This window comes from Thermoleptolyngbya sichuanensis A183, assembly GCF_013177315.1.
In the GTDB taxonomy this organism is placed as follows: domain Bacteria; phylum Cyanobacteriota; class Cyanobacteriia; order Elainellales; family Elainellaceae; genus Thermoleptolyngbya; species Thermoleptolyngbya sichuanensis.
The window spans coordinates 2,768,898-2,794,795 of sequence record NZ_CP053661.1 but is presented as its reverse complement, the minus strand read 5'-3'; the positions used below and the strand labels follow the sequence as shown (position 1 = coordinate 2,794,795).

At 57.3% G+C, this 25,898-nt stretch carries 29 protein-coding genes; 11 read left to right on the top strand and 18 right to left on the bottom strand.

What is annotated here, in order from left to right; all coding sequences use genetic code 11:
• Window positions 1-147 precede the first annotated feature (147 nt).
• The 17 genes from HPC62_RS11705 to nifB all read right to left on the bottom strand — a co-directional run bounded on the left by HPC62_RS11705 (window position 148) and on the right by nifB (window position 18,592).
• Complete coding sequence (locus tag HPC62_RS11705) at window positions 148-1,746, bottom strand: helix-turn-helix domain-containing protein (RefSeq protein WP_172355857.1); 1,599 nt, start codon at window positions 1,744-1,746, stop codon at window positions 148-150.
• A gap of 247 nt (window positions 1,747-1,993) precedes the next feature.
• Window positions 1,994-2,647: a (2Fe-2S) ferredoxin domain-containing protein gene (locus HPC62_RS11700; RefSeq protein ID WP_172355855.1), complete on the bottom strand. Its 654-nt coding sequence runs from the start codon at window positions 2,645-2,647 to the stop codon at window positions 1,994-1,996.
• A gap of 65 nt (window positions 2,648-2,712) precedes the next feature.
• A complete protein-coding gene (nifT, locus tag HPC62_RS11695; protein ID WP_172355853.1) occupies window positions 2,713-2,916 on the bottom strand; it encodes a putative nitrogen fixation protein NifT in 204 nt (67 codons plus the stop codon).
• Between the two features lie 72 nt (window positions 2,917-2,988).
• Window positions 2,989-4,110, bottom strand: a complete 1,122-nt coding sequence (nifV, locus tag HPC62_RS11690; protein ID WP_172355851.1) for a homocitrate synthase — start codon at window positions 4,108-4,110, stop codon at window positions 2,989-2,991.
• A 71-nt stretch (window positions 4,111-4,181) separates the two neighbouring features.
• Window positions 4,182-4,724, bottom strand: a complete 543-nt coding sequence (locus HPC62_RS11685; RefSeq protein ID WP_172355849.1) for a DNA starvation/stress protection protein DpsA — start codon at window positions 4,722-4,724, stop codon at window positions 4,182-4,184.
• Window positions 4,725-5,038: 314 nt separating this feature from the next.
• Window positions 5,039-5,515 carry a NifX-associated nitrogen fixation protein gene (locus HPC62_RS11680; RefSeq protein ID WP_172355847.1) on the bottom strand — a complete coding sequence of 159 codons (477 nt, stop codon included), beginning with the start codon at window positions 5,513-5,515 and terminating at the stop codon, window positions 5,039-5,041.
• The gene (gene nifX, locus HPC62_RS11675) at window positions 5,512-5,937 is read right to left on the bottom strand and encodes a nitrogen fixation protein NifX (protein ID WP_172355845.1); all 426 of its coding nucleotides are present in this window, start codon (window positions 5,935-5,937) and stop codon (window positions 5,512-5,514) included. The genes HPC62_RS11680 and nifX overlap by 4 nt, the downstream gene beginning before the upstream one ends.
• Before the next feature lie 219 nt (window positions 5,938-6,156).
• A complete protein-coding gene (locus HPC62_RS11670; protein WP_172355843.1) occupies window positions 6,157-8,916 on the bottom strand; it encodes a bifunctional nitrogenase iron-molybdenum cofactor biosynthesis protein NifEN in 2,760 nt (919 codons plus the stop codon).
• A 121-nt stretch (window positions 8,917-9,037) separates the two neighbouring features.
• Entirely contained in the window at window positions 9,038-9,343 is a 306-nt protein-coding gene (locus HPC62_RS11665; protein ID WP_172355841.1) for a Mo-dependent nitrogenase C-terminal domain-containing protein, read from the bottom strand.
• 170 nt (window positions 9,344-9,513) lie between these two features.
• Window positions 9,514-9,810 (bottom strand): nitrogen fixation protein NifZ, encoded by a 297-nt coding sequence (locus tag HPC62_RS11660; protein ID WP_172355839.1) that lies wholly within the window; start codon window positions 9,808-9,810, stop codon window positions 9,514-9,516.
• 60 nt (window positions 9,811-9,870) lie between these two features.
• Window positions 9,871-11,448: a nitrogenase molybdenum-iron protein subunit beta gene (gene nifK, locus HPC62_RS11655; RefSeq protein ID WP_172355837.1), complete on the bottom strand. Its 1,578-nt coding sequence runs from the start codon at window positions 11,446-11,448 to the stop codon at window positions 9,871-9,873.
• Window positions 11,449-11,555: 107 nt separating this feature from the next.
• Entirely contained in the window at window positions 11,556-13,010 is a 1,455-nt protein-coding gene (gene nifD / locus HPC62_RS11650; protein WP_172355835.1) for a nitrogenase molybdenum-iron protein alpha chain, read from the bottom strand.
• 168 nt (window positions 13,011-13,178) lie between these two features.
• Entirely contained in the window at window positions 13,179-14,054 is an 876-nt protein-coding gene (gene nifH / locus HPC62_RS11645) for a nitrogenase iron protein (protein WP_172355833.1), read from the bottom strand.
• Window positions 14,055-14,253: 199 nt separating this feature from the next.
• Entirely contained in the window at window positions 14,254-15,159 is a 906-nt protein-coding gene (nifU, locus tag HPC62_RS11640; protein WP_172355831.1) for a Fe-S cluster assembly protein NifU, read from the bottom strand.
• Window positions 15,160-15,337: 178 nt separating this feature from the next.
• Window positions 15,338-16,531: a cysteine desulfurase NifS gene (gene nifS, locus HPC62_RS11635; protein ID WP_172355829.1), complete on the bottom strand. Its 1,194-nt coding sequence runs from the start codon at window positions 16,529-16,531 to the stop codon at window positions 15,338-15,340.
• Window positions 16,532-16,624: 93 nt separating this feature from the next.
• Window positions 16,625-17,002, bottom strand: coding sequence for a 4Fe-4S dicluster domain-containing protein (locus HPC62_RS11630; protein WP_172355827.1), 378 nt, complete (start codon window positions 17,000-17,002; stop codon window positions 16,625-16,627).
• A gap of 99 nt (window positions 17,003-17,101) precedes the next feature.
• Window positions 17,102-18,592: a nitrogenase cofactor biosynthesis protein NifB gene (gene nifB / locus HPC62_RS11625; protein ID WP_172355825.1), complete on the bottom strand. Its 1,491-nt coding sequence runs from the start codon at window positions 18,590-18,592 to the stop codon at window positions 17,102-17,104.
• A 1,317-nt stretch (window positions 18,593-19,909) separates the two neighbouring features.
• On the opposite strand from nifB, the gene cysE reads away from it, so the two are divergent.
• The 11 genes from cysE (at window position 19,910) to HPC62_RS11570 (ending at window position 25,570) form a co-directional block, all read left to right on the top strand.
• Entirely contained in the window at window positions 19,910-20,635 is a 726-nt protein-coding gene (gene cysE, locus HPC62_RS11620; RefSeq protein ID WP_172355823.1) for a serine O-acetyltransferase, read from the top strand.
• Window positions 20,632-20,898: an Asr1405/Asl0597 family protein gene (locus HPC62_RS11615; protein WP_172355821.1), complete on the top strand. Its 267-nt coding sequence runs from the start codon at window positions 20,632-20,634 to the stop codon at window positions 20,896-20,898. The genes cysE and HPC62_RS11615 overlap by 4 nt, the downstream gene beginning before the upstream one ends.
• A 98-nt stretch (window positions 20,899-20,996) precedes the next feature.
• Complete coding sequence (locus tag HPC62_RS11610) at window positions 20,997-21,215, top strand: CCE_0567 family metalloprotein (RefSeq protein ID WP_172355819.1); 219 nt, start codon at window positions 20,997-20,999, stop codon at window positions 21,213-21,215.
• Entirely contained in the window at window positions 21,212-21,529 is a 318-nt protein-coding gene (gene nifW, locus HPC62_RS11605; protein WP_172355817.1) for a nitrogenase-stabilizing/protective protein NifW, read from the top strand. The genes HPC62_RS11610 and nifW overlap by 4 nt, the downstream gene beginning before the upstream one ends.
• Window positions 21,530-21,625: 96 nt before the next feature.
• On the top strand, window positions 21,626-22,426 hold the full coding sequence (locus HPC62_RS11600) for a HesA/MoeB/ThiF family protein (RefSeq protein WP_172355814.1): 801 nt from the start codon (window positions 21,626-21,628) through the stop codon (window positions 22,424-22,426).
• A 140-nt stretch (window positions 22,427-22,566) separates the two neighbouring features.
• A complete protein-coding gene (locus tag HPC62_RS11595) occupies window positions 22,567-22,935 on the top strand; it encodes a HesB/IscA family protein (RefSeq protein ID WP_172355812.1) in 369 nt (122 codons plus the stop codon).
• A gap of 109 nt (window positions 22,936-23,044) precedes the next feature.
• A complete protein-coding gene (locus tag HPC62_RS11590; protein WP_068516893.1) occupies window positions 23,045-23,347 on the top strand; it encodes a 2Fe-2S iron-sulfur cluster-binding protein in 303 nt (100 codons plus the stop codon).
• A 69-nt stretch (window positions 23,348-23,416) separates the two neighbouring features.
• Window positions 23,417-23,713 (top strand): FeoA family protein, encoded by a 297-nt coding sequence (locus HPC62_RS11585; RefSeq protein WP_172355810.1) that lies wholly within the window; start codon window positions 23,417-23,419, stop codon window positions 23,711-23,713.
• A 173-nt stretch (window positions 23,714-23,886) separates the two neighbouring features.
• On the top strand, window positions 23,887-24,417 hold the full coding sequence (locus HPC62_RS11580; protein WP_172355808.1) for a flavodoxin: 531 nt from the start codon (window positions 23,887-23,889) through the stop codon (window positions 24,415-24,417).
• A 62-nt stretch (window positions 24,418-24,479) separates the two neighbouring features.
• Window positions 24,480-24,893, top strand: a complete 414-nt coding sequence (locus HPC62_RS11575) for an ArsC/Spx/MgsR family protein (RefSeq protein ID WP_172355806.1) — start codon at window positions 24,480-24,482, stop codon at window positions 24,891-24,893.
• A 74-nt stretch (window positions 24,894-24,967) separates the two neighbouring features.
• Window positions 24,968-25,570, top strand: a complete 603-nt coding sequence (locus HPC62_RS11570; protein ID WP_225910539.1) for a class I SAM-dependent methyltransferase — start codon at window positions 24,968-24,970, stop codon at window positions 25,568-25,570.
• 1 nt (window position 25,571) lies between these two features.
• On the opposite strand, the gene HPC62_RS11565 is transcribed toward HPC62_RS11570, so the two are convergent.
• Window positions 25,572-25,724, bottom strand: a complete 153-nt coding sequence (locus tag HPC62_RS11565; protein ID WP_255548762.1) for a TOBE domain-containing protein — start codon at window positions 25,722-25,724, stop codon at window positions 25,572-25,574.
• Between the last annotated feature and the right edge of the window lie 174 nt (window positions 25,725-25,898).

The following is a 25,898-nucleotide window of genomic DNA, read 5'->3' as shown; positions in this document are numbered from 1 at the left end:
CGATGACTGCGGGTGGGGCGTGCATTGTTGTGCGATCGCTCCACCCGCAATCAATGGAATCCTGGCCTTGCCGAATGAAGCGATGCCCCCCGGAGGGACTGGGATATCGTCGAATAATCCCTGAATAATCCCTGCCATCAAGCCTTCTTAAACAAGGCCCAGAGCCTCTTGCATTCGAGTGCGATCGCTTGCTCCGAGGCTAAATCGGCCATTCTCCACGTCGCGAATCCAGCTTTGGCTTTTGCCCAAGCGTTCGGCTAGGGCCCGCTGGCTCAGGTTTTGGCGCTGGCGGGCGGATTTGATGGCTGCGCCGGAAAGGGGAGCGGCCTGCTGCGGGGGGGTGGATTTGGGCGATCGCCGTCGTTTGGGACGGGCTTTGCCGACGCTCTGTCGCCAGTCCTCTGAAAGCTCAAACCCCAACAGGCGGGCGTTCAGGAGTCGCTGCCCCTTGTCGCGGGGGGCGCGATTGGTAAGGCTGAGGTCGCTGTGGGCATCATCAGTCCAAAAGTTGAGGGCGGCCTCGGCATCGTCGGGAATGTCGGCCACCCTAGCCCATAGGGGCTGGATAACAGGCGGGTAAGTGTCGGGGTCGAACTGGGGCCTGAGGCCGTAGTGGTAGAGAGCCTCTAGGTCGTTTTCAAAGGTTTTGATCAGGCGCTTATGGGCACCGCGCACAGTCAACGCCTCAGTAAGGCGATCTTCGCCGTAGGCAATCCGCAGCAGGGTGCGTATGGTGATGCGGTGGTCGCTACCCAGGCGCAGCTTAAAGACCAGCCACAGCAGCAGGCGCATGGCCCCTTCGTGCTGTTGCCAATTGCCCATCACCTCGGTGAGCAAGGACTGGGGCAGAGTGCCGTACTGGTAAAAGGCTGTCTGGCGGCGGTAGTCCTGTCGGTTGAGAAAGCGCTGCGCCCAGGCCCCGGCCCGCACTGTGAAACTCAGACCAATCAGGTGGCGGCAGCCCTCAGCATCGGTCTCGAAGTAATACTGGGTGTGGAGGAGTTGCCAGACGGGGTGTTCATCGAGGCTAAAGCCCTGCACCTTACCTTGGCGCGGCCAGTCGAGGGACACTAGCACCCGACAAGTTTGGTAGACCAGCGTTTTAATCAGCGTTAGCCGTTCCAGCTTGGTCAGGTCTTTGCGACGGTGTAGACCCAGGTACTGCTCGATGTGCTGGTCGTTGAGTACAAAAGACTCTGCCCAGGGGCGATCGCAGGTGGTGGCCTGGGCGGCAAAGATCAGGTGCAGACAGGCGGCCCGCAGGTCAAACTGGGTCAGGGATGCGATTCCCAGGGTGTAGTCTATAGGTCTGGCCTGGAGGGCTTCTGGGTCTGTAGCCAGGCGAAACCGGAGTTCCCCCTGTCCCCGGTGAATGGTGCGACGGTAGGTTAGGCAGCCGTCGTCGTCGGCCTGCCAGGGCAAGGACTGGCGCTGGGCTAGCAGATTGCAAGCCTCCCACACCACCATGCAGGAGGCAAAGGGGGTGGTTTTGCCGTTAAGGAAAAGGCTGGGAATAGCAGCGGGCAGCAGGGTACTTTTGTTGCGGCCTTTTTTGGGCTGGAGGGGAGCTAGGGAGCCGATAGTGCAGGCTTCCACACAGCGAGGCGTGTCCAGATCGACGCAGCGATCGCACAGGGTAGGGTCAATCCAGTAGCCGTTATCGGCTTGGGTCTTGATGGCTCCGGTAGGACACTGGGGCCGACAGCGATCGCAGGCAATGCAGCCATCTTTCACGGTATAAGCCATGGCTCAGTTCTTTCCCTTGACCAGTTGACTCTCCCAGGGATAACAACCTCAGTGATTAGTTTTTATGCTGACCGATACGGTTTAAGGATCTCTTTTTTATTGCTAAAAAGAGGTTCAGAATGGACGTTTGAGCGCGAAATTCGGTGACTTCAACAACAAGAATTCAGCCCCAAATTTATGGATTGATGACCCCATTTCATCTCACTTATTAATTCATTGAAAAACACAACAAAGCCTTAGTATTAAATTACATTGGGTCGGGTCGGGTAGGTTTTGTGGGGGCAAAGTGGCGATCGAGCATCTCAGGCAGGTGCGACAGCTTTACCCGGCTATATCGGTACCTGCCAGGCATGATGGTGAAAGTAGGGGCTTCAGAACAGCGCTTCTGGCAGCCAGTGTGCTGAATTTCGACCTGGGATTGGAGGTCGCGATCGCGAATTGCCTGCTGTAACGCTTCGACCAACTCGCGACCGCCCCGCTTTTGGCAGCCGGATTTGCGGCAGACCTGGATTTTGAGGGATGGAGGGGATGAGGGAGTGGGCTGGGAAGATAAGGAGGGGTGGCGCACGGCTGTGCGTTTGCACAGAGGATCTGCCTCTGACAGGGGTGGAGAGAAATGACGATCAGTGTTGTTGGGAAGAGGCGGGAAGGTAAGGATGTGGTAGGCTTTGAGCTTGATGGTGCTGCCATCGAACTTGGTGCGGCCAAGGCAGCGCAGGTAGTCGCCGGGTTTCAGGTGCGATCGCAGAATGGCTCGTCCTTCCTTTGGCAGTTTGATGGTTAGCACTTCGCCCTCTACGTCAAGGTAAATGGCCTTGGCAGTGGTAGAGTCTGCGCCTACGAAACCGAGGAAGGTGCCGTCGAGGTTGAAGAGCCAGGAAAGACCGGAGAAAGGGGACATAGGGCCTATGAGGTACGAGGTGGTGAGGTAAATCGGTCTAAGCAGACCGGGGATTAGAAGTTTCCTTAGTTCAGTTTGCGGGCTTCGACGGTTTGGGGGGTTTGGATGGGGTCGCTGAGTCCGGCGATCGCCAATTCCCAGCCATTGGAAAGGGTAAAGATTTGAGTATCCTCTTGCTGGGTTTGGGAGATTACTTCTTCCTCAAGGTCTTTTTTGGCTACGTAGACCAGGAGCTTGCCTGCGGCGTTGGTGCGGAGCATGACTTTCATGAGTGGGTAGGAAGATAGGAGTGGATAAAGAGCGGGTAAGATGAGATGAAGTAAGATATCCAAGCTCCCTTGTCATGCCATCATGCACGCTCGGTCTGCGGCGATGCTGAGCAGTTCATCGACAGTGAGGCTCCGTTTTAGGGAGACGGCGCGATCTCGAACGTCATTCAAGATGGACTGAGTGCGATCGCCGTCGAGGTGAATACCTTGGGTGGCGAGAACCTGCTCGATTAGGCGGCGGCCAGAGTGCTTACCCACGACTAACCGCCGCTGGCGGCCGACTTCGCGGGGGTCGAAGGGTTCGTAGGTGCGGGAGTTTTGCAGCACGCCGTGGGCGTGGATGCCGGACTCGTGGGCAAAGGTATTGTCGCCGACAATGGCCTTCCAAGGGGGAACGTCGCAGTGGACGGTTTTGGCCACAAAGCGGGAGAGTTCCAGGAAGGATTGGGTTTGGATGCCAGTTTTAAGATTATAGAGGTGTTTCAGGGCCATCACCACCTCTTCGAGGGCAGCGTTTCCGGCCCGTTCCCCTAGCCCGTTGACGGTAGTGTTCACAGAGGTCGCGCCAGCCCGTACCCCCGCCAGGGCGTTGGCGGTGGCCAGACCCAGGTCGTTGTGGGTGTGCATTTCTACCGGAATGTCTAGGGCTTCCACCAGGGCTTTTACCCGTTCGTGGGTGGTGAATGGGTCAAGGATGCCGACGGTGTCGCAGAATCGGAATCGAAATGCGCCCCACTCCTGAGCATACTGGGCAGCGTCGATTAGAAAGCTCTCGTCGGCGCGGGAACTGTCTTCGCCGCCGACGCTCACCGTCAGCCCGTGGTCGCGGGCAAAGGCAAGAGCATCGCGCAACTGCTCCAGCATGGCCCGCCAGCGACCCTGAAACTTTACCTGAATCTGAATCTCTGAGACTGGGATTGAGATATGAATCCGCTTCAGACCGCAGTGGATTGATGCCTGAATGTCGGACAGCACGGCGCGGTTCCAGCCCAGCAGGTGGGCGTTGAGGCCGAGGTCGGCGATCGCCCGGATCGCCCGGGCCTCGTCCCGTCCCATAGCAGGAATGCCCACCTCTAGCTCGTGGACTCCAATCGCATCAAGGAATTTGGCGATCGCAACTTTCTCTTCTATGCCAAAGGCAACGCCTGCGGCCTGTTCGCCGTCGCGGAGGGTGGTGTCGTTGATGTAGATCATGGTGGGGGGGCGGGTTGGTAAGGGAATGGGGGAGGTCGGGAGTGGGGAATTAGAGACATAAGACCGCTCTATCACGCCGTCATAAATGCCGGGGTCAAACTGTCGTGGGCGAGGAAGTGGTTGATATGAAAGGCGCGGTCTTCGGTTTTGAGCAGGATTTCGTCGTAGAGATAGCGGGTAGCGCGATCGCCCAAACTTTCAGCCTGGACAGAGAGGCGGCGCAGCAGGTCGATAATGGTCTGTTCGGCTGCAAGGTCGTGTTCGAGCATGGCGCGGCAGGTGTAGGCTCCATCCGGTTCGGGGGCAAAGCAGCAGAGGTCTGAGAGGGTGGCGAAGTTGCCCGCCGGAATGCCGCCCAGACCGTTGAGCCGCTCTGCTAGGTCGTGGGCATGGCTCTGAGTCGCGTTGTAGCTCTCCTGAAAGAACTCGTGGATGGAGTAGAACTCTGCCCCTTCTACTACGAAGTGATGCTTTTGGTATTGCAGGTAAAGAGCCTGGAAGCTGGCATAGGCAAGGTTCAGCCCTTCACAGATAGCAGTCGTGATATCGAGATCAAAGCCGACAGGGTTTGGGCCAACTTGGCCAAAGGCGCGAACAAGAGTTTCGGTGGTCATGGAGAGTCCTGGGATATGAGGGAGCATCAGGAAAGAGAGCGCATAGGAGATATTGGGTTGGGATTGTTAGTGTCCTTAAGTTTTTCGCCATCTATGATCCAGCCATCTCTGAAAAGACTTTCGCACTTGCGATAATTTCTCTGGATTTCGGACGATTTCTCGTGGACGTAGCCCGCGAGAAATCGTCCAACTGCGTAAGTCCTATCTGAAATCCTCACAGCCTGGCCACTCTTGAGCGGTCATTTTTCGGTCATTCTGAGGATGGTGAATACATCAGGACACCCACAGAACACTAACCCCAATCCAAAGCTTCCTTACCACTGGCTGACTTCTGGAAACCGGGTGGCCAGTTCCAGACCTTTCTGCACCAGCCGTTCGCCTTCCTCGTTGAGTTTTTCCAAGGAGGCAAAGCCAAACCGCTGGGCATCGCGCAGGGTTTTGGAGACCAACAGCAGGCGACCGGAAAACACCAGCGCCCAGCCAAAGCCCTCGTGGCTGAGGTCGATGACCACCTGGGAGAGCAGGCCGGTTTCTTGCTCAATGCGGTAGGCGACGGCTCGGAAAAATGCCAGAATGCGGCCCTGGGTGAGGGGGTCTACTTCGCCCTCCACGGAGATTTCGCGCTTTTGGGCTTTGGTGAGAATGTAGGGCTTGAGCAGAAGTTCGTCGGTCCAATGGCGATAGGTGCCGTAGGCATCGTTGGCGCGAATTTGCTGGGCGATCGCCTGCAAAAAGGGCGCATCGGCCACGGTCAAACTGGGGGGCAGGGTGGGGGTTTCAGCGGTGGTCATAGCAGGATTTCCTCTTCGGTTTCGGTGTAGGCGTTTTCAAAGTGGGTGGCTTGTTCCTGGCGCAGCACCTTGCGTAGCCAGGGCGGTGGGCTGCCCTGGAGGGTTTGCATAAGCTGGGCCAAAATTGCTGTGATTTTGTCGTTCTCAGAGTCGGACTTCATCGGGGTAATGCGGCGATTGATTAGCCGCGCCGCCGCACTGCCGCCAATGTCGGCCACGTAGACGATGGTGCAGCCCTCCAACGCCTTGAGCTTAGGCTCTAGCTTGTCCTCGTTGCCGTCCTCCTTCAGCGTGCCGCCAAAGGTGAGGGTTTCCAGAAAGGTGAAGCCGTCTGGGGTGAGGTCGTAGACATCGATTTTGCTGGCCCAGCCAAAGTGGGCGTTGATGTGGATGTTGTCTTGGGTGGCGAAGGCTACTTTCATAGTGAAGCTCCTTTGATTTTGGATTTTGGATTTTGGATTGGCTTCCCTCTCCCAAAGGGCGAGGGGCTAGGGGTGAGGGTCTGCGGAAATTTTCCGTCTCCGATTTCCCTCCTCGGATGGGCTAGGGGTGGGTTAGCGAGAAATTTTGGATTGGGATTTTGGATTTTGGAAAGGCTGTTGACTCAATCGCAAATCCAAACTCCAAACTCCAAAATCCCTTCATTTCCCTCCTTCCCGCCATCGATGTACCAGCCTGTGGGTCCGCTCTTCGTCGGCTTCGAGCAAAATGTTGCCGATCGCAAACAGCAGGTCTAATGTGCCGCGATAGCCGACGGTGCAGCGGTGGCCGTTGCCCAGGTGCTCTAGCATGGGGAAGCCGTGCAGGTAGAGGGGAATGCCGAGGCGGCGGGCAATGGGGCGGGCCTTGGAGTTGGTGATCCAGAGGTCGGCGGCGGCCCCCAGATCCTCCAGATCTTCAAAGTCGCCGATGGTGACCTGCTCGATGGGTAGATCCTTCAGCAGCGGGGATGGGGCTGGGGCCACAGCGGCCTGGATTTCGGCTCCGGTGCTGTGTAGCCACCAGGCGATGTTGTGCAGCAGGTCGGGTTCGAGGGCGATCGCCACCTGTTTGCGGCCAAAGAAGAAGTGAGTATCTAGCATGGCATCCTGCACCTGGCGGCGCTGGCGCTGATACTTGGCGGGCACGGGCTGGCCGCTGAGCTGAGTCAGGGCGTGGAGGAAGTCGTCTACCGCCCTCAGACCAGTGAGCCGGGTGAAGGTCTGGGCGGGGGTGCCGAAGCGATCCGTCAAAATCTTCGCCGCCCCGGCCATGCTGCCGCCTAGGGCCAGGGTGAGGGCGGAACGGCCCACGGTTTGGAGGTCTGCCACGGTGGTGCCGCCCGTGGGGGTGGTGTAGTGGTCGGCATCGTCCAGGTGTCCGTCCAGGGAGGTGGAGAGATCGGGGACTGCGATCGCCCTCAGGCCAAACGCTTCCACCATCTCCTTCAACTCCGCCACATCGCCGGGTCCAAAGGCAGCACTGGCCAGCAGGGTGACCTGTTTAGGGTTAATCTCTCCTGATTCAGGGACGGTCTGCACCAGGCTCTCCACCGCCCGGGCAAAGCCGTCCTCCAGGCTGCCCTTGTAGTCGGGGGTAGAGGCAAATACGATCGGCACCGTCACCTCCGGATTCGCCTGGTGGAAGTCCCGCAGAATGCCCTGCATGTCGTCGCCCCGGGTTTCCGTCAGGCCGGTGGTAAACAGCCCCACGAGCTCCGGCTGGGAGTTTTTAATCACTGTCAGCAAGCCGCCGTGGACGTTGTCGTCGCCCCCCAGCACGGTGCTCACCTCGCTCATCGCCGTGGTCGCCAAGGGAATCGCCTCCTGGAAGTGGTTGACCAGCAGCACCTTGGCAAAGGCGGTACAGCCTTGGGAGCCGTGGAACAGCGGCATCGCCCCCTGAATGCCCAGGAACGCCAGGGCAGCCCCTAGGGGCTGGCTCTGCTTCAGCGGGTTCACGGCCACGGCCTTGCGGCGAGCGATGATCTTGGTAGCAGCCCTCTCTCCACTTTCGTCCCCCCTCTCCCTTGGGGAGAGGGGTTGGGGGTGAGGGTTTGCCCACGGCGCTTCCCGCCGCACCTCCGCCCACACCGGGCTATGCAAGCTCTCGTCTAGTTCCTTGGCCATCTCCAGCAGGCCGCCATAGCCGGAGTAGGGGTTGTGGCGCTCCTGGTTGATGTGCAGAAAGGGAATGCGGGCCTTGAGGGCGGTGTACTGGTTGCGGCCTCCGGCGATCAGCATATCGGCGTTGGTTTGCTCGATCACCTTCAGCAGTTCGGCAGCCCCGCCCTTCTCCAGCATGATGCCGTCCTGGCCCAGCAGGGTTTTGATCCGGGCTTTGTCCTCCTCGGTGCTCTTTTTGCTGCTGGTGGCGACGACTGTGATGCCTAGATCTTGGGCCGCCGAGATGATCGACCAGGACTTGACACCGCCGGTGTAGAGGACCACGCGCTTGCCCAGCAGTCTTTCTCGGTAGGGGGCGAGCTGCTGGTTCAGCTTCTCGGATTCTTCAGCGATCACGGCTTCGACCCGAGCCTGCATGGCCTCGTCGCCCAGTTTGGCGGCGATCGCCCGCAGGCAGTGGTTCATATCCGCCACGCCGTAGAACGACTCTTCTATATAGGGAATGCCGTATCGCTCCTGCATCTTGTGGGCCAGGTTGATCAGCGCCTTGGAGCAAATCATCACGTTCAGCTTGGCCCGGTGGGCGTAGGCCACCTCCCGGTAGCGGGCATCGCCCGTGATCTTGGAGAGCACCCGAATCCCCACCTTCTCGAACAGGGGCAGCACACCCCATAGTTCCCCGGCGATGTTGTACTCGCCGATCAGGTTGATGTCGTAGGGGGTGGTGAATTCCGGTTCCGCCGTGCCAATCACGTGCTCCAGCAGAGCCTCCCCGGCCAGGCGGTTGCCCAGGTTCTTGCTGCCCACAAAGCCGGGGGACTGCACCGGCACCACCGGCAGGCCCAGCTTTTCTGAGGCTGTCTTACACACCGCCTCCAGGTCGTCGCCAATCAGCGCCGTCACACAGGTGGAATAGATAAACACGGCAGCGGGGCTGTAGCGCTCCTGCACATCCTGAATAGCCTTGTAGAGCTTCTTCTCGCCACCGAAAATAATGTCGTTCTCGCTCAGGTCGGTGGTAAAGCCCATTTTGTACAGCGTGCCCCCGGAAGACAGGCTGCCCCGCCCGCCCCAGGAGTTGCCCGCACAGGCGATCGGCCCATGCACCAAGTGGGCCACGTCGGTAATCGGCACCAGGGCAATGCTGGCCCCATCAAAGGCACAGCCCCCCTGGGCGGACCCAGGCTTGGCCTGCTGCTGACACACCTTGTTGTGGCCCTTGCCGTTTTTCTTGTGGTTGTGCTCGCAACCCGGCTGGGTCAGGAGTTCTGTCATGGTGGCTTTGGTGGAAGGCATGGCAGGGAGGGGATAAGGGTTGGTGGGTGAAGGGGTGGATGAATGAAGGGAACCGTCAGGGCATAGTGCTGAGGCGAGGTTTTGCCAACGCGAAGCAATGCATCGTCAAGAACCTTGCGGCTCAACACAAATACCGAGTCACGTCTTCGCCGCAGGTGTCGGCAAGATAAGTCAGCGCCCTCAGGCGCAGCGCTACCAGCTCGTCGTACACCGGGTTGAGTTTGCACAGGGCTGGAATGTGAATGGTGTGGCCCAGCACTGTCAAATCGCGCTCGAAGGGGCAGCAACAGGGAATTAGGCGGCAGATCCGATGGGCGACGTGAAGATTAGTAATTTCCACCCCATCAATCCAGTGGCGCAGGGGGGCAAGGGGGGTGGACGGGTGGAGGGGGAGAGGGGTAGAGGGGTGACGGGTGAGGGTAGCCATGGCTGTGCTCGGTGGGTAAGGGCGATGTGCGGGTTTCGGTTCTGGCATCCCTCTCCCCTAGGGAGAGGGGTTTGGGGGTGAGGGCCAAGGGGTTACTAGGTGTCGTCGTCCTGAGGAATCAGTGGGTCGATCACAACCAGTCTCCTAACTCGGCGGAATACTGGAAGTTACTAGGTGTCGTCGTCCTGAGGAATCAGTGGGGGGCGGTCTTCGGTGAGTTCGAGTTCGCGGCCCAGGCAGCCAACTACATAGTTGCTCTCCAGAAAATGCACCGAGTAGATGTAGGCCCGTTGCAGGTAGGTGCCGATGCCCACGACGTAGCCGATGTCGCCCTTTTGGGCCAGGGGTGCCCCTACCTCTTTGCCGGGGAAGGTTCCGTCATTGCGGATCAGCTTCAGGATGCGGACGCGATCGCCCATGTCAAAGGTCGGCGGATCGTCGATTTCGATAGTTTCAGGGAGACGCATGGGAGTGAGTGGGTGGGGTGGGATGGTAGGGGCGAACCGCCGTTCACCCCCATCGAGGAACTAACGGATCAAATCAAAGGAGATGTCTGTCTTGGCGGGCACGATGGTCTGGCGATCCAGCTCATCCAGAATGGTGTTCACAATCCAGTTGAACTGGTTGATTGCGCCCTGGTAGCCCAGAGTGGCGTAGCGGTGCATGTGGTGGCGATCGAAAATCGGGTAGCCAATCCGCACCAGGGGGGTACCGGTGTCGCGCCACAGGTACTTGCCGTAGCTGTTGCCGATCAGCAGGTCCACAGGCTCGGTGAAGAGGAGCGATCGCAGGTGCCACAGATCCTTGCCGCCCCACACCGTCGCACCCTGGCCGTAGGGGCTGTTGGTTAGCAGCTCGCGGGCTTCGGCCTCAAACTCGTCGTTGCTGTTAGTCACCACAATGTGAGTCGGCTCTGCCCCCATCTCCAGCAAGAACTGAACCAGCCCCAGCACATGATCGGGGTCGCCGTAGAGGGCAATCTTCTTGCCATGAATCCAGGCCTGGGAGTCGGTCAGGGCATCCACCGCCCGGCCCCGCTCCTGCTGGAGTTCCAGCGGAATCGGCTTGCCAGTAATCGCCGACAGCGCCATCAAGAACTCGTCGGTGCCCTTGATGCCGAAGGGCCGGAAGTTGTAGGTCTTTTGGCCCCACTCGTTGGCAATGTATTCCTGGGTCTTGGGCGTAGTGTATTTCTGGAAGAACACCGTCCCTTCGGCGTTGATGCTGTCGGCGGTATCCGCCAGGGTGGTAAGGCCGTTGTACATCTTGAACTCGCCCGTGTTGGGGGAGTCAAAAGCATCGGAGTTGTCCGACAAGATGGTGTAGTCAATGCCAAACAGACCCAGAATCCGCTTCAGTTCGCGGATGTTGCCGATGTAGGGGTCAAAGCCCAGGTTGAAGTTGAACTTGCCGTTGGTGGTCTCGGCCTTTTCATCCTTAGTCAGGGTCTTGAGAATGCCCTTCAGCATGTTGTCGTAGCCAGTGATGTGCGACCCTACAAAGCTCGGCGTGTGGGCGTAGGGCACCGGCAATTCCTCAGGAATGTGGCCTTCGTTCTTCGCAGTGGTAATGAACGCACCCAGGTCATCTCCAATCACCTCTGCCATGCAGGTGGTGCAGAGGGCGATCATCTTAGGCTTATAAAGGGCGTGGGCGTTTTCCAACCCCTGCTTCAGGTTGTTCAGTCCGCCAAATACCGCCGCATCCTCGGTCATCGACGATGACACCGCCTGGAAAGGCTCCTTATAGTTGCGGGTCAGGTGGGTGCGGAAGTAGGCCACACAGCCCTGGGACCCGTGGCTGTAGGGGAGGGTATCTTCAAACCCGGCGGCCACAAACAGCGCTCCCAGCGGTTGGCAGGCTTTGGCGGGGTTGACGGTCAGGGCTTCTCGGGCAAAGTTCTTTTCCCGGTAGTCCCAGCTTTTTGTCCATTCGGCAATTTCTGCAACCTTTTCAGGACTGTGGGCACCCTCAAACTGGCGCTTGTACTCAAACAAGTTCTGGTAGGTATCGGTGTGGAACAGGTCAAAGTGGTCTTTAATCTGACCTGGGTCGTCGCCCCCACAGGAGGGTGTGGGGATAGTGTTGTCAAGATTGTCAGTCATGGCTTTAAGGGGGGATGGGTGGATGCGGGCGTGGGCGATGAGAGGCATTGGGGCGAAGTACCCATGGGGGCGCACTGCTGTGCGCCCGTACAAGGCTCAAAGTTTGCCTAGTTCTGGGAAATCTGCCAGGGTGGGCTGATCAAACTCCAGGTGGGGTTGTTGATGGCCATATCCATATCGCGGGCAAAGACCTCGAAACCGTCGTAGCCGTGGTAGGGGCCGGAGTAATCCCAGGAGTGCATCTGGCGGAAGGGCAGGGCCATCTTCTGGAAGACGTACTTCTCTTTGATGCCAGAGGCAATTAGGTCAGGCTTGAGGTTCTTGGCAAGTTCCTCGAACTCGTAGCCGCTGACATCGTCGTAAATTACTGTGCCTTCGTCGATGTATTCGGTGGTGCGCTTATAGTCGTCGCCGTGACCAAACTCATAGCCAGTGCCAATCACCTCCATGCCTAGGTCAGTGAAGGCGGGCACCACGTGGCGGGGGCGCAGGCCGCCGACCATGAGCATCACTTTCTTGCCTTCGAGGCGGGGGCGATACTTGGCCACAATCGCATCCATACGCGGTTGGTACTTGGCGATCACCTGCTCCGCCTTTTCCTGAATGGTTTCGTCAAACTGGGCGGCAATCTTCCGTAGGGATTTGGCAATCTGGGTGGGGCCAAAGAAGTTGTACTCCAGCCAGCCAATGCCGTACTTCTCTTCCATGAACCGGCAGATGTAGTTCATCGACCGATAGCAGTGGATTAAGTTGAGCTTGGCTAGGGGTGTCATCACCACTTCGTTAAAGGTGCCGTCCCCCGAAAACTGACAGATCACCCGCAAACCAATCGCCTCCAGCAGCAGGCGGCTGGGCCAGGCATCGCCGCCGATGTTGTAGTCGCCGATGATGTTGACATCGTAGGGGCCAGGTTCGTAGCCCTCAGGTAACTTGCGGTACTCGTCGGCCTTGGGCAGCACCCAGTCGCGCACGGTGTCGTTGGCGATGTGGTGGCCCAGGGATTGGGACACGCCCCGGAAGCCTTCGCAGCGCACGGGCACCACGGGCTTGCCGTATTCCTTCGCCTTCTTGCGGGCCACGGCCTCAATGTCGTCGCCGATCAGGCCTACCGGGCATTCCGATTCAATGGTGGTGCCCTGGCTGAGGGGAAACAGGATCTCCAGTTCGTCGATCAGTTTGTCGAGCTTTTTGTCGCCGCCAAAGACAATATCGCGCTCCTGAAAGTCGGAGGTGAACTGCATAGTGCCGAAGCTATCGACTCCGGTGGTGCCAATGTAGTAGTTGCGGCGGCCTGACCAGGAGTAATAGCCGCAGCCCACTGGCCCGTGGCTAAGGTGGATCATGTCTTTGACCGGGCCCCAGACCACTCCTTTGGCTCCTGCATAGGCGCAGCCACGAGTCGTCATTACACCGGGGACGGACTTTTTGTTGGACTTTACGCCACAGTCGGTCTTTTCGGCCTCTTGGACGCTGATGTGCTTGGCCCGAAGCTTTTTGGCTTTGTCGGGGTAGGCTTCTAGCACCTCGTCGATGAGTGCTTTTCTATCTTCTACAGTAGTCATGGTGCCCTCTTGGGTAGGGTGGACGGGATGGGTGGATGGGTTTGAGTTGGGGGTTGGGGCGCACGGCGATGCGCCTGTATAGCTTTGGGAAAAGATCCCAGGATTCTGTCGGGGGGAATTGTTTGACCTAGCGCCTGGCTCAGAACCCTGGGATCTGCTCCCAGAAACCTAGACCACTGCCAGGGCCTTGTCGGCCTCCAGAGCCTTCTGGTACTCTTCATCACCATCGAGAATGCCAAATTCAATCAGCAACTCCTCTAGCTCGTCCATCGAAATAGGAGTTGGGATGGTGAGATTCTTGTTGTTGATGATCTTGTCGGCCAGTTGGGCGTACTCCTTCGCTTGGTTGCTGTTGGGGGCGTACTCGTTTACCGTCATGCGGCGCAGTTCGGCGTGCTGCACCACGTTGTCGCGGGGCACGAAGTGGAGCATCTGGGTGTTGAGCTTGGCGGCCAGGGCTTCGATCAGCTCAATTTCCCGGTCGGTGTTGCGGCTGTTGCAGATCAAACCGCCCAGGCGCACGCCGCCGGAGTGGGCATATTTCAGCACGCCTCGAGCAATGTTGTTGGCTGCATACATGGCCATCATTTCGCCCGACACCACGATGTAGATCTCCTGGGCTTTGCCTTCCCGGATGGGCATGGCGAAACCGCCGCAGACCACGTCGCCCAGTACGTCGTAGGAGACGAAGTCTAGGTCTTCGTACGCGCCTTCTTCTTCTAGAAAGTTGATGGCGGTAATAATGCCCCGTCCAGCGCAGCCGACACCGGGTTCGGGGCCGCCGGACTCGACGCACTTGACGCCGCGATAGCCAGTGAGCAGCACCTCGTCCAGTTCCAAATCTTCCACTGCACCGCGCTCGGCGGCTAGGTGCAAGATGGTGGTCTGGGCTTTGCTGTGGAGCATCAGGCGGGTGGAGTCGGCTTTGGGGTCACAACCGACGATCATGATCCGCTGGCCCTTTTCGGCCATGGCGGCTAGGGTGTTTTGGGAGGTGGTGGACTTGCCGATGCCGCCTTTTCCATAGAATGCAATCTGTCGCATGGGGGGATTTCTCCTTGGGTTTGATTTCGGATTGAGGGGTAATGAAACGTTCGTCAATTCGGATCAGGCAAGGGCCTGGAGGAGGGCCGGCGGGTCGCGCCCGGCGCGGGGGATAGAGGGGTGCATGGGTGAGAGGAGGGGTAAGGGGATTTGGAGTTGGTGATTTTGGATTTTGGGAAAACTTATGGAGTGTCGAAATTTAGATTGCTTCGACGATGAGGGAGGGTAAGACTAAATCCTTTAACTTGGCCTCGATTGCGTACTTTAGGGTTTGCGTGCTGCTGGGGCAGGAGCCGCACGCCCCTTGGAGCTTAACTAGGACGCGATCGCCCTCGACATCGTGCAGACTGACATCGCCGCCGTCGGCCAGCAGCAGGGGCCTCACCTCGGTGTCGATCACCTGCTGGATCAGGGTAATTTTTTGCAGGTTGGTGAGGGGGGTGGAGGGGTAAGGTAAGGCTTGGGTGCTTTGCTCCTTTTCCGGGGTGAGGGTGGGGGCGACTTTTACGGATTCTGCCGAGTGTTGAATGTCCAGCAGAATGTCCTCAATGTCTGCTAGGCAGGAGCCGCAGCCGCCCCCGGCTTTGACGTAGTTGGTGACTTGCTCTACGGTGGTTAGTCTGTTTTCGGCGATCGCCCGGCGGATCTTCTTCTCGCTGATGCCGTAGCAGGTGCAGACCAGGGTGCCGTCGTCGTCCTCGTGGTGCTCCACTTCGATGCCGCGATACTTGTAGATCGCTGCCTCTAGGGCCTCTTGGCCCATCACCGAGCAGTGCATTTTCGCTTCTGGCAGGCCGCCGAGGAAGTCGGCAATGTCCTGGTTGGTGATGTGCAATGCCTCGTCTAGGGTTTTGCCCTTGATGATTTCGGTCAGGGCAGAGGAAGAGGCGATCGCACTCGTGCAGCCAAAGGTCTGGAACCGTGCATCCAAAATGCTGTCGGTGGATTGCTGAATCTTCAGGTGCAGCCTGAGGGCATCCCCACAGGCAATGCTGCCCACTTCACCGTAGACCACCGCCACATCGGGTTCCTGTGGGTCATCGATGGTGCCCTGGTTGATGGGGTTGTAGAAGAGTTCGAGTACCTTTTCGGAGTAGTCCCACATGGCAGTTTCGGGGGAATGAAAGAATTTTGGATTTGGGATTGGCGATTTTGGGATTGTGGTGAGGCAGTCCCCTTCTGGAAGAGGTGCCCAGAGGGCGGGGGGTTGGCGAGAATTTTGGATTGGCGATTTTGGATGAAGCAAGCAATCCAAAATCCAAAATCTAAAACCCAAAATTGCCTTAGGTTGCAACGGCTAAATCTCGCTCTTGCAGCCACTCCACTTGATCGTTGTTGAAGGGCGATAGGGCCCGCAGGCGTTCCACAATTTCGGGCATGACAGTGAGTACCTGGCGGATTTCGGCTTCGGTGGTGTAGCGGGAAAGGCTGAAGCGGATCGAGCCGTGGAGGATGGTATAGGGCAGCCCCATAGCCGTCAGCACATGGGAAGGGTCGAGGCTGCCGGAGGTGCAGGCAGAGCCGGAGGAAGCACAGATACCCTCGCGGTTAAGCATGAACAGGATGGCTTCCCCTTCGATGTACTTGAAGCCAATGTTGGTGGTGTTGGGCAGGCGGGGGGCACCGCCGCCGTTGACCACGGTATCGGGGATGGTGGTCAAAATGCCGTGTTCCAGCATGTCTCGCAGTTCGGCTTCGCGCTGGACATGAGCCAGGTGGATCTGGGCCAGTTCCGCTGCTTTGCCCAGGCCTACGATGCCTGGCACATTGTGGGTGCCCGCCCGGCGGCCCCGCTCCTGGTGGCCTCCTAGCAAGAAGGGACGGAAGCGGAAGCCTTTACGGACATACAATGCGCCGATGCCCTTGGGGGCGTGGAGCTTGTGGCCGGAGAGGGTGAGCAGGTCGATGGGGCTGGTGGCCAGGTTAATCGGCACCTTGCCGACGGCCTGGACGGCATCGACGTGGTAGGTGGCCCCGTAGGACTGGGCGATCGCCCCAATCTGCTCTACCGGGAAGATCACCCCGGTTTCGTTGTTGGCATACATCGTAGTGACTAGGGCTGTACCACCAGTCATCGCCGCCTCCAATTCCATCAGATCCAGCTCGCCCCGACTATTCACCGACAGGTAGGTCACCTGGTAGCCCCGCTTCTCCAAGTGCTTGCACACCGCCAAAATCGCCGGGTGCTCGACTGCTGTGGTGATAATGTGGCGCTTCTCCGGCTGGGCCGCCAGGGCAGCGTGGATGGCGGTGTTGTTGCCCTCACTGCCGCAGCTATTGAAGATAATCTCCGTCGGCTCGGCCCCCAGCAGGCTCGCTACCTGCTCCCGGGCAGTTTCAATTGCCGCTCCTACCTGGCCGCCAAAACTGTGCATCGACGACGGGTTGCCGTATAGCTCACTCAGGTAGGGCAGCATCGCCGCCAAAACGTCGGGGTCGGTGCGGGTGGTGGCGTTGTTGTCGAGATAAGTGACCATAGCAGTTAGGGAATTTGGGATTGGGAATTTGGGATTGGGGAGATTGTTCTTCCGGTTCCCCTCTCTCTCAGGGAGAGGGGCTGGGGGTAAGGGTCAATGGGCCGTTTGCAATCGCTTCAAAGCCTGCGAATAGGTATCAAACCAGTGGTGCCAATAGCTCGACTCCTGCACCCCCCGGAGCCTGGCCACCATGCGGGTGTAGGTGGCAAACCAGGCCTCCCAGTAGTCGGGCGATCGCTCTGACGCTGAGGACAATGGCACCGCCGCCACGCCACTGGTCAGCGGCACACAGCCCTCGTTGGTAGGGCAGATAGCCCAGCACTGGGCCACCCCGTAGGTTCCCTGACACTGGTTGCAGCGATCGCTCGCAATCCAGAATTTTGTGCTGCCATCGGTCTGAATCGCCCCAGTGGGGCAGGCAGAGAGGCAGCGCCGACAACCGATACAGCTTTGAGTGATGGTGTAGGGCATGGGAGCCTCCAAGGGGAGTGGATTTGTGGGGATTTTGGACTGGAGATTTTGAACTCTGGAGGGGATTTTTCAATCCGAAATCCAAAATCCAAAATCGACCTATCGTTTCAACACATGCTCGTCGTAGAACCTGCGGGCCACAGTCTCGATCACGTCGTAGTCTTCGACCACCACCAGGCCCGCTTCCTGCAACCGCTTGCTGGGGCAGGGGCCAATCTTGGCCGCCAGCACCGCTTTACAGTCGGCAATGGTGTCGATGATGCCGGTCAGCATCGCCTCTTCGCCATAGCCGCCCTGGCAGTAGTCGGCCACCTTGCGATGGCTGATGAACCGAGCCTCGGCAGCATCCACTTCGTAGATCATGAATTCCTTGGCGTGGCCAAAGTGCTGGTTCACGATGCCGCCGCCCTTGGTGGCCACGGCAACGAGAACCTTGGGCGAATCCTCCGAACGCTCACCGGGAACGCGGGCGGCGGACTGCTTCTTGGCGGCCACGGCGGCCTTGGCCTGCTCAATGCTAAGATGCACGGCCTGGCGGGTTTCCAGGCTGTAGTCCACGGGCATAGCCATAAACTTCTGCTTGGTAAACTCCTGGCTGCGGTCTTCGCCCAGCAGACCCACGGCATCGGCCCGGCACTGGCGACAGTGTCGCATCAGCTTCAGGTTGCCAGCGCAGTTATCCTGCACCTGCTTCAGTTCCTTGGGGCTAGGGCCGCGCTGCCCATTCAGTCCAAAGTAGGTGCCGTGTTCCGGGGCCGAAATCAGCGGCATGATGTTGTGCAAAAATGCGCCCCGCTCCCGAATGGCAGCATTCACCTCGGGCATGTGCGTGTCGTTGATGCCAGGGATGAGGACGGAATTGACCTTGCAGAGAATGTCAGCCTCTTTCAAAGCCTGCAATCCCTCCATCTGCCGCTCGTGGAGGATGCGTACCCCCTCAAGGCCCCGATAGCGCTTGCGGCGGTAGTGAACCCAGGGATAAATCTTCTCGCCCACGCTGGGGTCCACCATATTAATAGTGATAGTGACGTGATCGACATTTAGCGCTTTGATGCGATCCACATAATCCGGCAGCATCAAGCCATTGGTGGAGAGGCAGAGTTTGATATCGGGGGCCTGCTCGGCGATCAGCTCAAAGGTGCGGAAGGTTTTTTCGGGGTTGGCCAGGGGGTCGCCGGGGCCAGCGATGCCCAGCACCGTCATCTGGGGAATTTTGCCCGCCACCACTAAGACCTTGTGGGCGGCCTCTTCGGGGGTAAGCAGTTCGCTGACCACACCGGGGCGGCTCTCGTTGGCGCAGTCGTACTTGCGGTTGCAGTAGTTGCACTGGATGTTGCAGGCAGGGGCCACCGCGACGTGCATCCGGGCGTAGTGGTGGTGGGCCTCTTCGCTGTAGCAGGGGTGCTTTTCAATGCGGGCCTGCAAGCTCTCGCTAAGGGCAGTGTCGGTTTTGGTGGTGCAGCCAGAGGCGGTCGTACTACAGCCGCCACCCGCTGGCTTGATCACGGTTTTAGTCTTGGTCAGGGTAATGTCCAGATCGGGCGTCGCGGTGGGCGCGGAGGTCATGGCAGAGGATGGCGGTGGCGTCATGGGTTTGGGGAGGTAGGGGTGGATAGGGCGGGGTTGGAACTCATGGCGGCGCAGCCAGACAAGGGCTGGAGAATTTCCGTCGCTGGCTGGTGGATGCCCTACAGGGAGCAAAACCTATCAGCCAGCAACGTGCTGATAAGGGCGATTCCCCTGCGTGGGTGGTATCGCGAGGAAATCGGTGGGCCGTTCGATTGCTGTTTAGGTACTGACAGGGCAGCGTGTCAAAGTTATTAGCTTTAACCAAGCTGAGGTTGACGTTGCCATCTGCTGAGTCCCCTTTCAGGTATCGAGTAACGCTGGGGTGTTCGGCGTTGAAAGAGTTATAGCAACGGGAATTTTGCTACTTTGGTTGCTTGTCCCGGTAGAGTTGATTGAATGATTAGCGGTGTACTTAACTGCCAGACACCCGGATTACAGAAGCCCTGATCTTTTTTGGCAGGGTGGGGGGCTAGTATTTCCCTGGAGCCATGCTGGTATTTCAACAGCCGAATGCTGTATTTCTGTACTCAGATGAAGTGCCCATTGGAGAAAGGATTTAGCATTGGTCTAATGCTTTAACTAGCTGAGGTTTCTGAGTACTCAAAGCTCACATTTTGGCATTATTTACTACAGAATGAAGCGTTGTTTTCAAGTGCCAAATATTAAACTGTATCGATCTTGGCTGTCTGCCGAGCGTAATGGTCATCAACGTTACTTTTAGTGAGTCAAGAAATGTTTTGGATGCCCAGAGCGCGATGGGTTTGCTGACTTGGATAACTGGGTAACCTCAAGCCCAAATTTCCCTTAGAGAGTGACTTTCTTGGAGAGTGACTTTGAAATTTCAGTTCTCTGCGTCTCTCAGGGGTTTAGGGAGATAGGAGCAGACTTCAGATATTCAGATGGTTTGTCAGACGGTTCATTAGTTGGCTTACTTTCTTCAAGGGCAACAGATGTTAAGGATTTCTGAATTAAAGAGAGAAGCTTCTGATAAATCTGCTACAGTTTTTTGTGTCAAGGGTCAATTGTAGCTTTGGAAGCCCCTAACCCTGAGTGCATAATAGACAGAATCTTGCCCACTGACCAAATCAGCTAAAGTCTTTGATGAGTAAGACTTTTCAGTGAGTACATAATGCTTGAACCCAGGGGTAAAAATGCGCCTTCCTACGATGAGAAATACCCGTCCCCTTAGCCATCAAAAACTTTTCCCCCTGGATCGATAAGGGATTTGGGACTGAGTGCAGTTGTAATTGGTTTAGTCATCTGGATGAGTTAGCCCTCAACTGGCAGTCTTAGAAGTCATTGCTATAAGCAGAGAAACAAAACGCCTCCACTGGAGCTATGTTTCTCTCCTTTCCTCGCGGTTTTACCCAGCCTTCGGTCGATATCCCCAAGCGGCTGCCCATTCTGGCTGCTCTACGGGAAGACTTTGCCATCATCTTTGAACGCGATCCGGCGGCGAGTCACTGGCTGGAGGTGCTGTGCTGCTATCCCGGTTTGCACGCCTTGGTGGCCCACCGCCTAGCCCACGAACTGTGCGATCGCGGCATCCCCTTTCTGCCCCGGTTTATCGCCCACCTCAGCCGCTTTTTCACGGGCATCGACATTCATCCCGGTGCCCAGATTGGCCGGGGTGTCTTTATCGACCACGGCATGGGTGTGGTGATTGGTGAGACGGCGATCGTGGGCGATTACTGCCTGATTTACCAGGGAGTCACCTTGGGGGGAACTGGCAAAGAGACTGGCAAGCGCCACCCCACTGTGGGCAGTCATGTGGTGATTGGTTCCGGGGCCAAGGTGCTTGGCAACATTACCCTTGGCGACTACGCCCGCATTGGGGCCGGGGCAGTGGTGCTGCAATCGGTGCCTGCCCACTGCACTGCGGTTGGTGTGCCCAGCCGCAACGTTTGCCGCTGCAACACTGCCACCGCTCCCCTGGATCATGCCCAACTGCCCGATGCTGAAGCGAGGACGATCCGCGCCCTACTCGATCGCATCGAAACCTTGGAAACCCAGGTGAGCCAACTTAGACAGTCTGCCTCTATCCCCGTGGAGCTAGTGCCATGAACTCGTCTTCTTCTGTCTCCGGTTGGGGACACATGATTTCAGTGAACCGATGCGATCGCTGGTCAATCTACTACCGCCTGCGAGATTTGAATATCCCCTGCGCTTGCCCGGCAGATGGCACTCTTCGAGTAGAGGTCAACCACGCCCTTGCGCTATTGCTAGTTCGCAGTGCCCTGTTTCAGTTTTCCTGCTCTCGCCAGGAACGGGTGGACTGGCTGGAAAGATGCTGGCGGAGCCGGGAGGGATGCGTGGCTAATTCGTAAAATCTCTGATTCTAAAAATCATCCAAATCCCCAATCTCTAACTCTCAATTTTTGCCTAATCTCTTGTCTAATCCGAAATTCCCAATCGAAAATCTCCAATGCTAACCACTGACTCTTCTACCATTGACGCTCTCAAGGCCCAAATCAAAAAGCTCAATAGCAAAGCTGGGCAACTCAAGATGGATCTGCACGATATTGCTGAAGGTCTGCCCGCCAATTTAGATCTTTTGCCCGATGCGGCAGCCCGCACCTACGAGGTCTATTGTCAACTGCGCGACTTGAAACAACAACTGCACACCCTGGAGCAAGCCCAATGAGTTCTAAAGTAACGACCTTTAATGAAATTACCCAGGCTGAGGACTACTTTGCGTTTTTTGGACTGCCCTACGACCCACAGTTTCTCAACGTCAACCGCCTACACATCTTGCAAAAATTTTCCCGACTGATGCAAGAGAAGGGAGTCGAAAATCCAGATATGGCAAATGATGCCACCTTTAACCAGTACCGAGAACTGTTGCAGGAGGCTTACAGCCTATTCCAAACCTCGTCGCCTCTTCAGCAAAAACTGTTCAAAGTTTTCAACAACAAACCCAAAAATGTCGTCCTTCTCTCTGAAATTGAAGTCGAATAAGACATTTTGAATTTGCAGGTTTGAACTGTGAATTTCAGTCAAAGCTTCAAGCTGCAAGCTCAAAATTTTCCATCCCTATCTTCCCAACTCCCTGCTATGCCAACACCCCACGCAATACTCTCACCTACCGAGCGCGAGCGCTACCGCCGTCAAATGCAGCTCCCTGGCTTTGGCCAGGAGTCTCAGGAACGACTGAAATCCGCTACCGCCCTAGTGACTGGGGTGGGCGGGCTGGGCGGCACAGCAGCGCTGTATCTGGCGGCGGCGGGGGTGGGGCGGTTGATTTTGGTGCGGGGGGGGAATCTCCAGCGGGATGACTTGAATCGTCAGGTGCTAATGACCGATGACTGGGTGGGTAAGCCCAGGGTGTTCAAGGCCCAGCAGGCCTTGGCCGCCTTTAACCCGGATATTGAGATTGAAGCGGTGTGCGAGTATGTTACTGCTGAAAACATCGATGGTCTGGTGCAGCGGGCAGACATCGCCCTAGACTGTGCGTTTGACTTCAAAGAGCGCGATTTGCTCAACGCCGCCTGTGTGCGCTGGGGCAAGCCAATGGTGGAAGCGGCGATGAACGCAATGGAGGGCTACTTGCTCACTGTGATTCCGGGGAAAACCCCCTGCCTGTCGTGCTTGTTTCCCGAAAAGCCAGAGTGGGATTGCTGGGGCTTTGGGGTGCTGGGGGCGGTGTCGGGCACTCTGGCTTGCCTCGCGGCCCTGGAGGCGATCAAACTTGTCGCTGGCCTGGGCGAGCCGCTGCTGGGTCAGCTCCTCACTATGGATCTGGCGCGGGCAGAGTTTGCCAAACGCCGTGCCTACCACGACCCGGATTGTCCGGTGTGCGGTGGGGTGAAGGCAAAGGGCGATCGCACTATTCCCGTAGTAATGGCGAGGAGTTAGCCCATGACCTTTTCTCGCGGTCCACCCTGAGGTAGCGGTGGGCAATGCCTATTTCACACACAGCACTGCCAAAATCTAGAATCGCCAATCCAAAATTCATCCACCCCCTTACCCATCTAATTCTTACCTATCCATTTGCTATGACTATCACGATTACCGAACTCGCCGAACTGCGCTTGCGTACCTTCCTACGCGGTACGCCGGACTACACTCCCGAACGCGGCGTTCGTTTGGCGGTGAAAGACGGCGGTTGCAATGGTTATGAGTACGATATTAAAATTGCCAACGCTCCCAAGCCCGACGATCGGGTTGTGGAATCGGGCAGTTTGAAGGTTTTTGTGGACCCCACTAGCTGGCCCCTGCTGGACGGCATTGTGGTGGACTACATCGATAGCCTGCTAGAGAGTGGGTTTAAGTTCACCAATCCCAACGCCACTGCCACCTGCGGCTGCGGCAAATCGTTCCAGGCGGCGGGCGATTGCAGCCCTACTGGAGTGCCCTGTAGTTAAAGGTTTTGAGCATTGAGTTTTTGGGCTGCGTTTTTAGGCTTGAATGCAGGAATTTGACTCAGCACTCAAAATTCAACATCCACAAACTGCCCCTCAAAGGAGTCCTACCATGACGAAAACATATCAAGTTCGTCTAATCAACAAGAAGCGCAATATTGATGTCACCATTCCGGTGGATGAGAACACTTACATCATTGACGCGGCAGAAGAGAACGACATTGACCTACCCTTCTCCTGTCGGTCGGGCGCTTGCTCTAGCTGCGTTGGCAAATTGGTCGAAGGCGAGGTTAATCAGGAGGAGCAGTCTTTTCTAGACGACGAGCAGATTGCCAAGGGCTTCATCGTACTTTGCTCATCGTATCCGCGATCAGACTGCACGATTAAGACCCATATGGAGGCGTATTTAATTTGACGATTGAGGGGGGCATTGCTATATGGATGCAGCCTATGGTTGACCCAATCCTTTCGCTGGAGTTGCGTCATGTTTAATCGATTTACAGTTGCAGGAGCAGCATTACAGGTTCTCAATGTGGGCGATCGCGGCACGATTGCTCGCTTTACCGAGACCGATTCCCAAATTCTTTCTCACCTGCAATCTCTTGGTTTAACTCAGGGAAAAACCATTGCCGTTACCCAGCGACACCCCAACTTCATGATTCGCACCGAAGACGGACATCTTACCTTACCGCCTTTGCTGGTGAGCGCGATCTACGTGCGACTAGTAGGCCCCCAATCTGATTTGGAGGAAAGAAACAGCCGCCAAAATTTAGAAAGATAGTGGCTCTACAAAGCAGATAAGTAGGTGGACATTAATAAATATAAAACCCAGAGACCCTGCGCCGCTCGCGCAGCGGGCGGCGCAGGGTTCAGGATCTGTTTTTTAATCTGGTCTATCTACTTAGTACCCAACCTATTCTCTTTACCTTCTACCTGTTTTCAAGGAGTAAACCCGTGGCAGACATTGGACTTTTCTACGGCAGCACTTCTGGCGTTACCGAAGAAATTGCTGAAAAAATTCGAGATGCGATCGGTGAAGACCACTGCGACCTTTACAGCATGGAGACCGACTACGATAGCGTAGATGACCTGCTCCAGTATGACTACCTGATCCTCGGCTGCTCCACTTGGGGGGCGGGCGAATTGCAGAACGACTGGCGCGAACCTATATTCGACATGGAGATGGACAAGCCCGACTTTTCGGGGAAGACCATTGCCCTGTTTGGCCCCGGCGATTGTGAAGGTCACAGCAAGCATTTTGTTGGGGCTTTGGGCATTCTATACGACCAGTTCAAGGCACTGGGAGCCACTATCGTCGGGGCGGTTTCTGCGGAAGACTACACCTTTGAAAAGTCCACTGCTATCCGCGACGGCAAGTTTGTGGGCCTGCCCCTGGATGAGGTAAATGAAAGCGAGAAAACTGACCAGCGCATTGCCAACTGGCTGGAGATTTTGAAGGCAGACTTTCCGGCGATCGCCCGCTAACCCCATCTCTCTCAGCCCATCCGCAAGCCTCGACCCAGCCCCACCGATCCAAGAGGTTCCCCATGGCCACAGTCATCTTCTACGAAAAACCCGGCTGCTTCAACAACGCCCGCCAAAAGCGTTTGTTGGAAGCCGCAGGGCATCGGGTGATCGCCCGCAACCTGCTGACCGAGCCGTGGACTTGCGATCGCCTGCGCCCCTTCTTTGCTGGGCTGCCTGTGCCCCAGTGGTTCAACGCTAGCGCTCCGGCCATCGCCGCTGGGGTGGTCGTGCCTGCCCAACTTGATGCTGACACTGCCCTAGAACTGATGGTGCTGAACCCATTGATGATCCGCCGCCCGCTGCTGGAGGTGGAGGGCGATCGCCGCGCTGGCTTCGACTCCGAGGCGATCGATCGCTGGATCGGCCTTACCGTTGCCACCCCGACCCCCGATCTCGAAACCTGTCCTCGAATCCTTGCACTTCGGAGGGGCTAGCCAGCCCAACCCCCATGTGTGACTTTTTAAAGCGTTGGCCGATGGGCGATCTGTCCTCAGCCGCGGAGGCAGCAATGAACTTTGAAACCCGCTGGCAGCAATACTATCAAGCAGTGGAAGGGCGGCCTCCCCGGACGACCCTGACCCGAGCGCTGGATTCCATTGCCCGAGACCCCAACCCCCTGCCTCGGTTTGCGGTGGACTTGGGCTGCGGCAACGGGCGCGACACCGTGGAACTGCTGCGCCGGGGCTGGCGAGTGCTGGCTATCGATGGTGATCCAGAGGCGATCGCCCGCCTGCGGCAGCGGGATGACTGCGATCGCACCTACCTAGAGACCCGTGTCCAGCGCTTCGAGAACCTCACCCTTCCCCCAGCGGTGAGCCTGATCAACGCCAGCTTTTGCCTGCCCTTCTGCCTGCCCCAGCACTTTGCCTACCTGTGGGAGGAAATTGTGGTGGCTCTATCTCCCGGGGGGCGCTTCTGCGGACAACTCTTTGGCGACCAGGATTCCTGGGCGGCCTATGCTGACCTCACCCACCACAGTCGCATCGAGATCAATCAACTGCTAGAACCTTTCACTGTCGAATGGCTAGAGGAAGAAAATCACCCTGGCAAAACTGCCCTGGGGGAAGACAAGCACTGGCACATCTTCCACATCGTGGCCCAAAAGCAGTAGCCTAATCCACAGCCACCATCACGTCGGAAGCTTTGACCACGGCGTAGGCTTCATCGCCCACCTTCAGCCCCAGGTTCTCAGCCGATGACTTAGTGATGACAGCGGACACCTCCAGCCCTGGAGCTACCTCAATGACAACTTCTGCTGTCACCATGCCAGAAACCACTGATTTTACAGTGCCTTTCATTGCATTCCGAGCGCTGATCTTCATAACTGTCTGGGTTAGTGCTTATAACTGAACAACAAAACTTTACTACATATAGCAGATATCCTTGAGCCTGAATTTTGAAGTAGCTGAAAATCCTTATGGCCGTGCTATTTGGCAAAT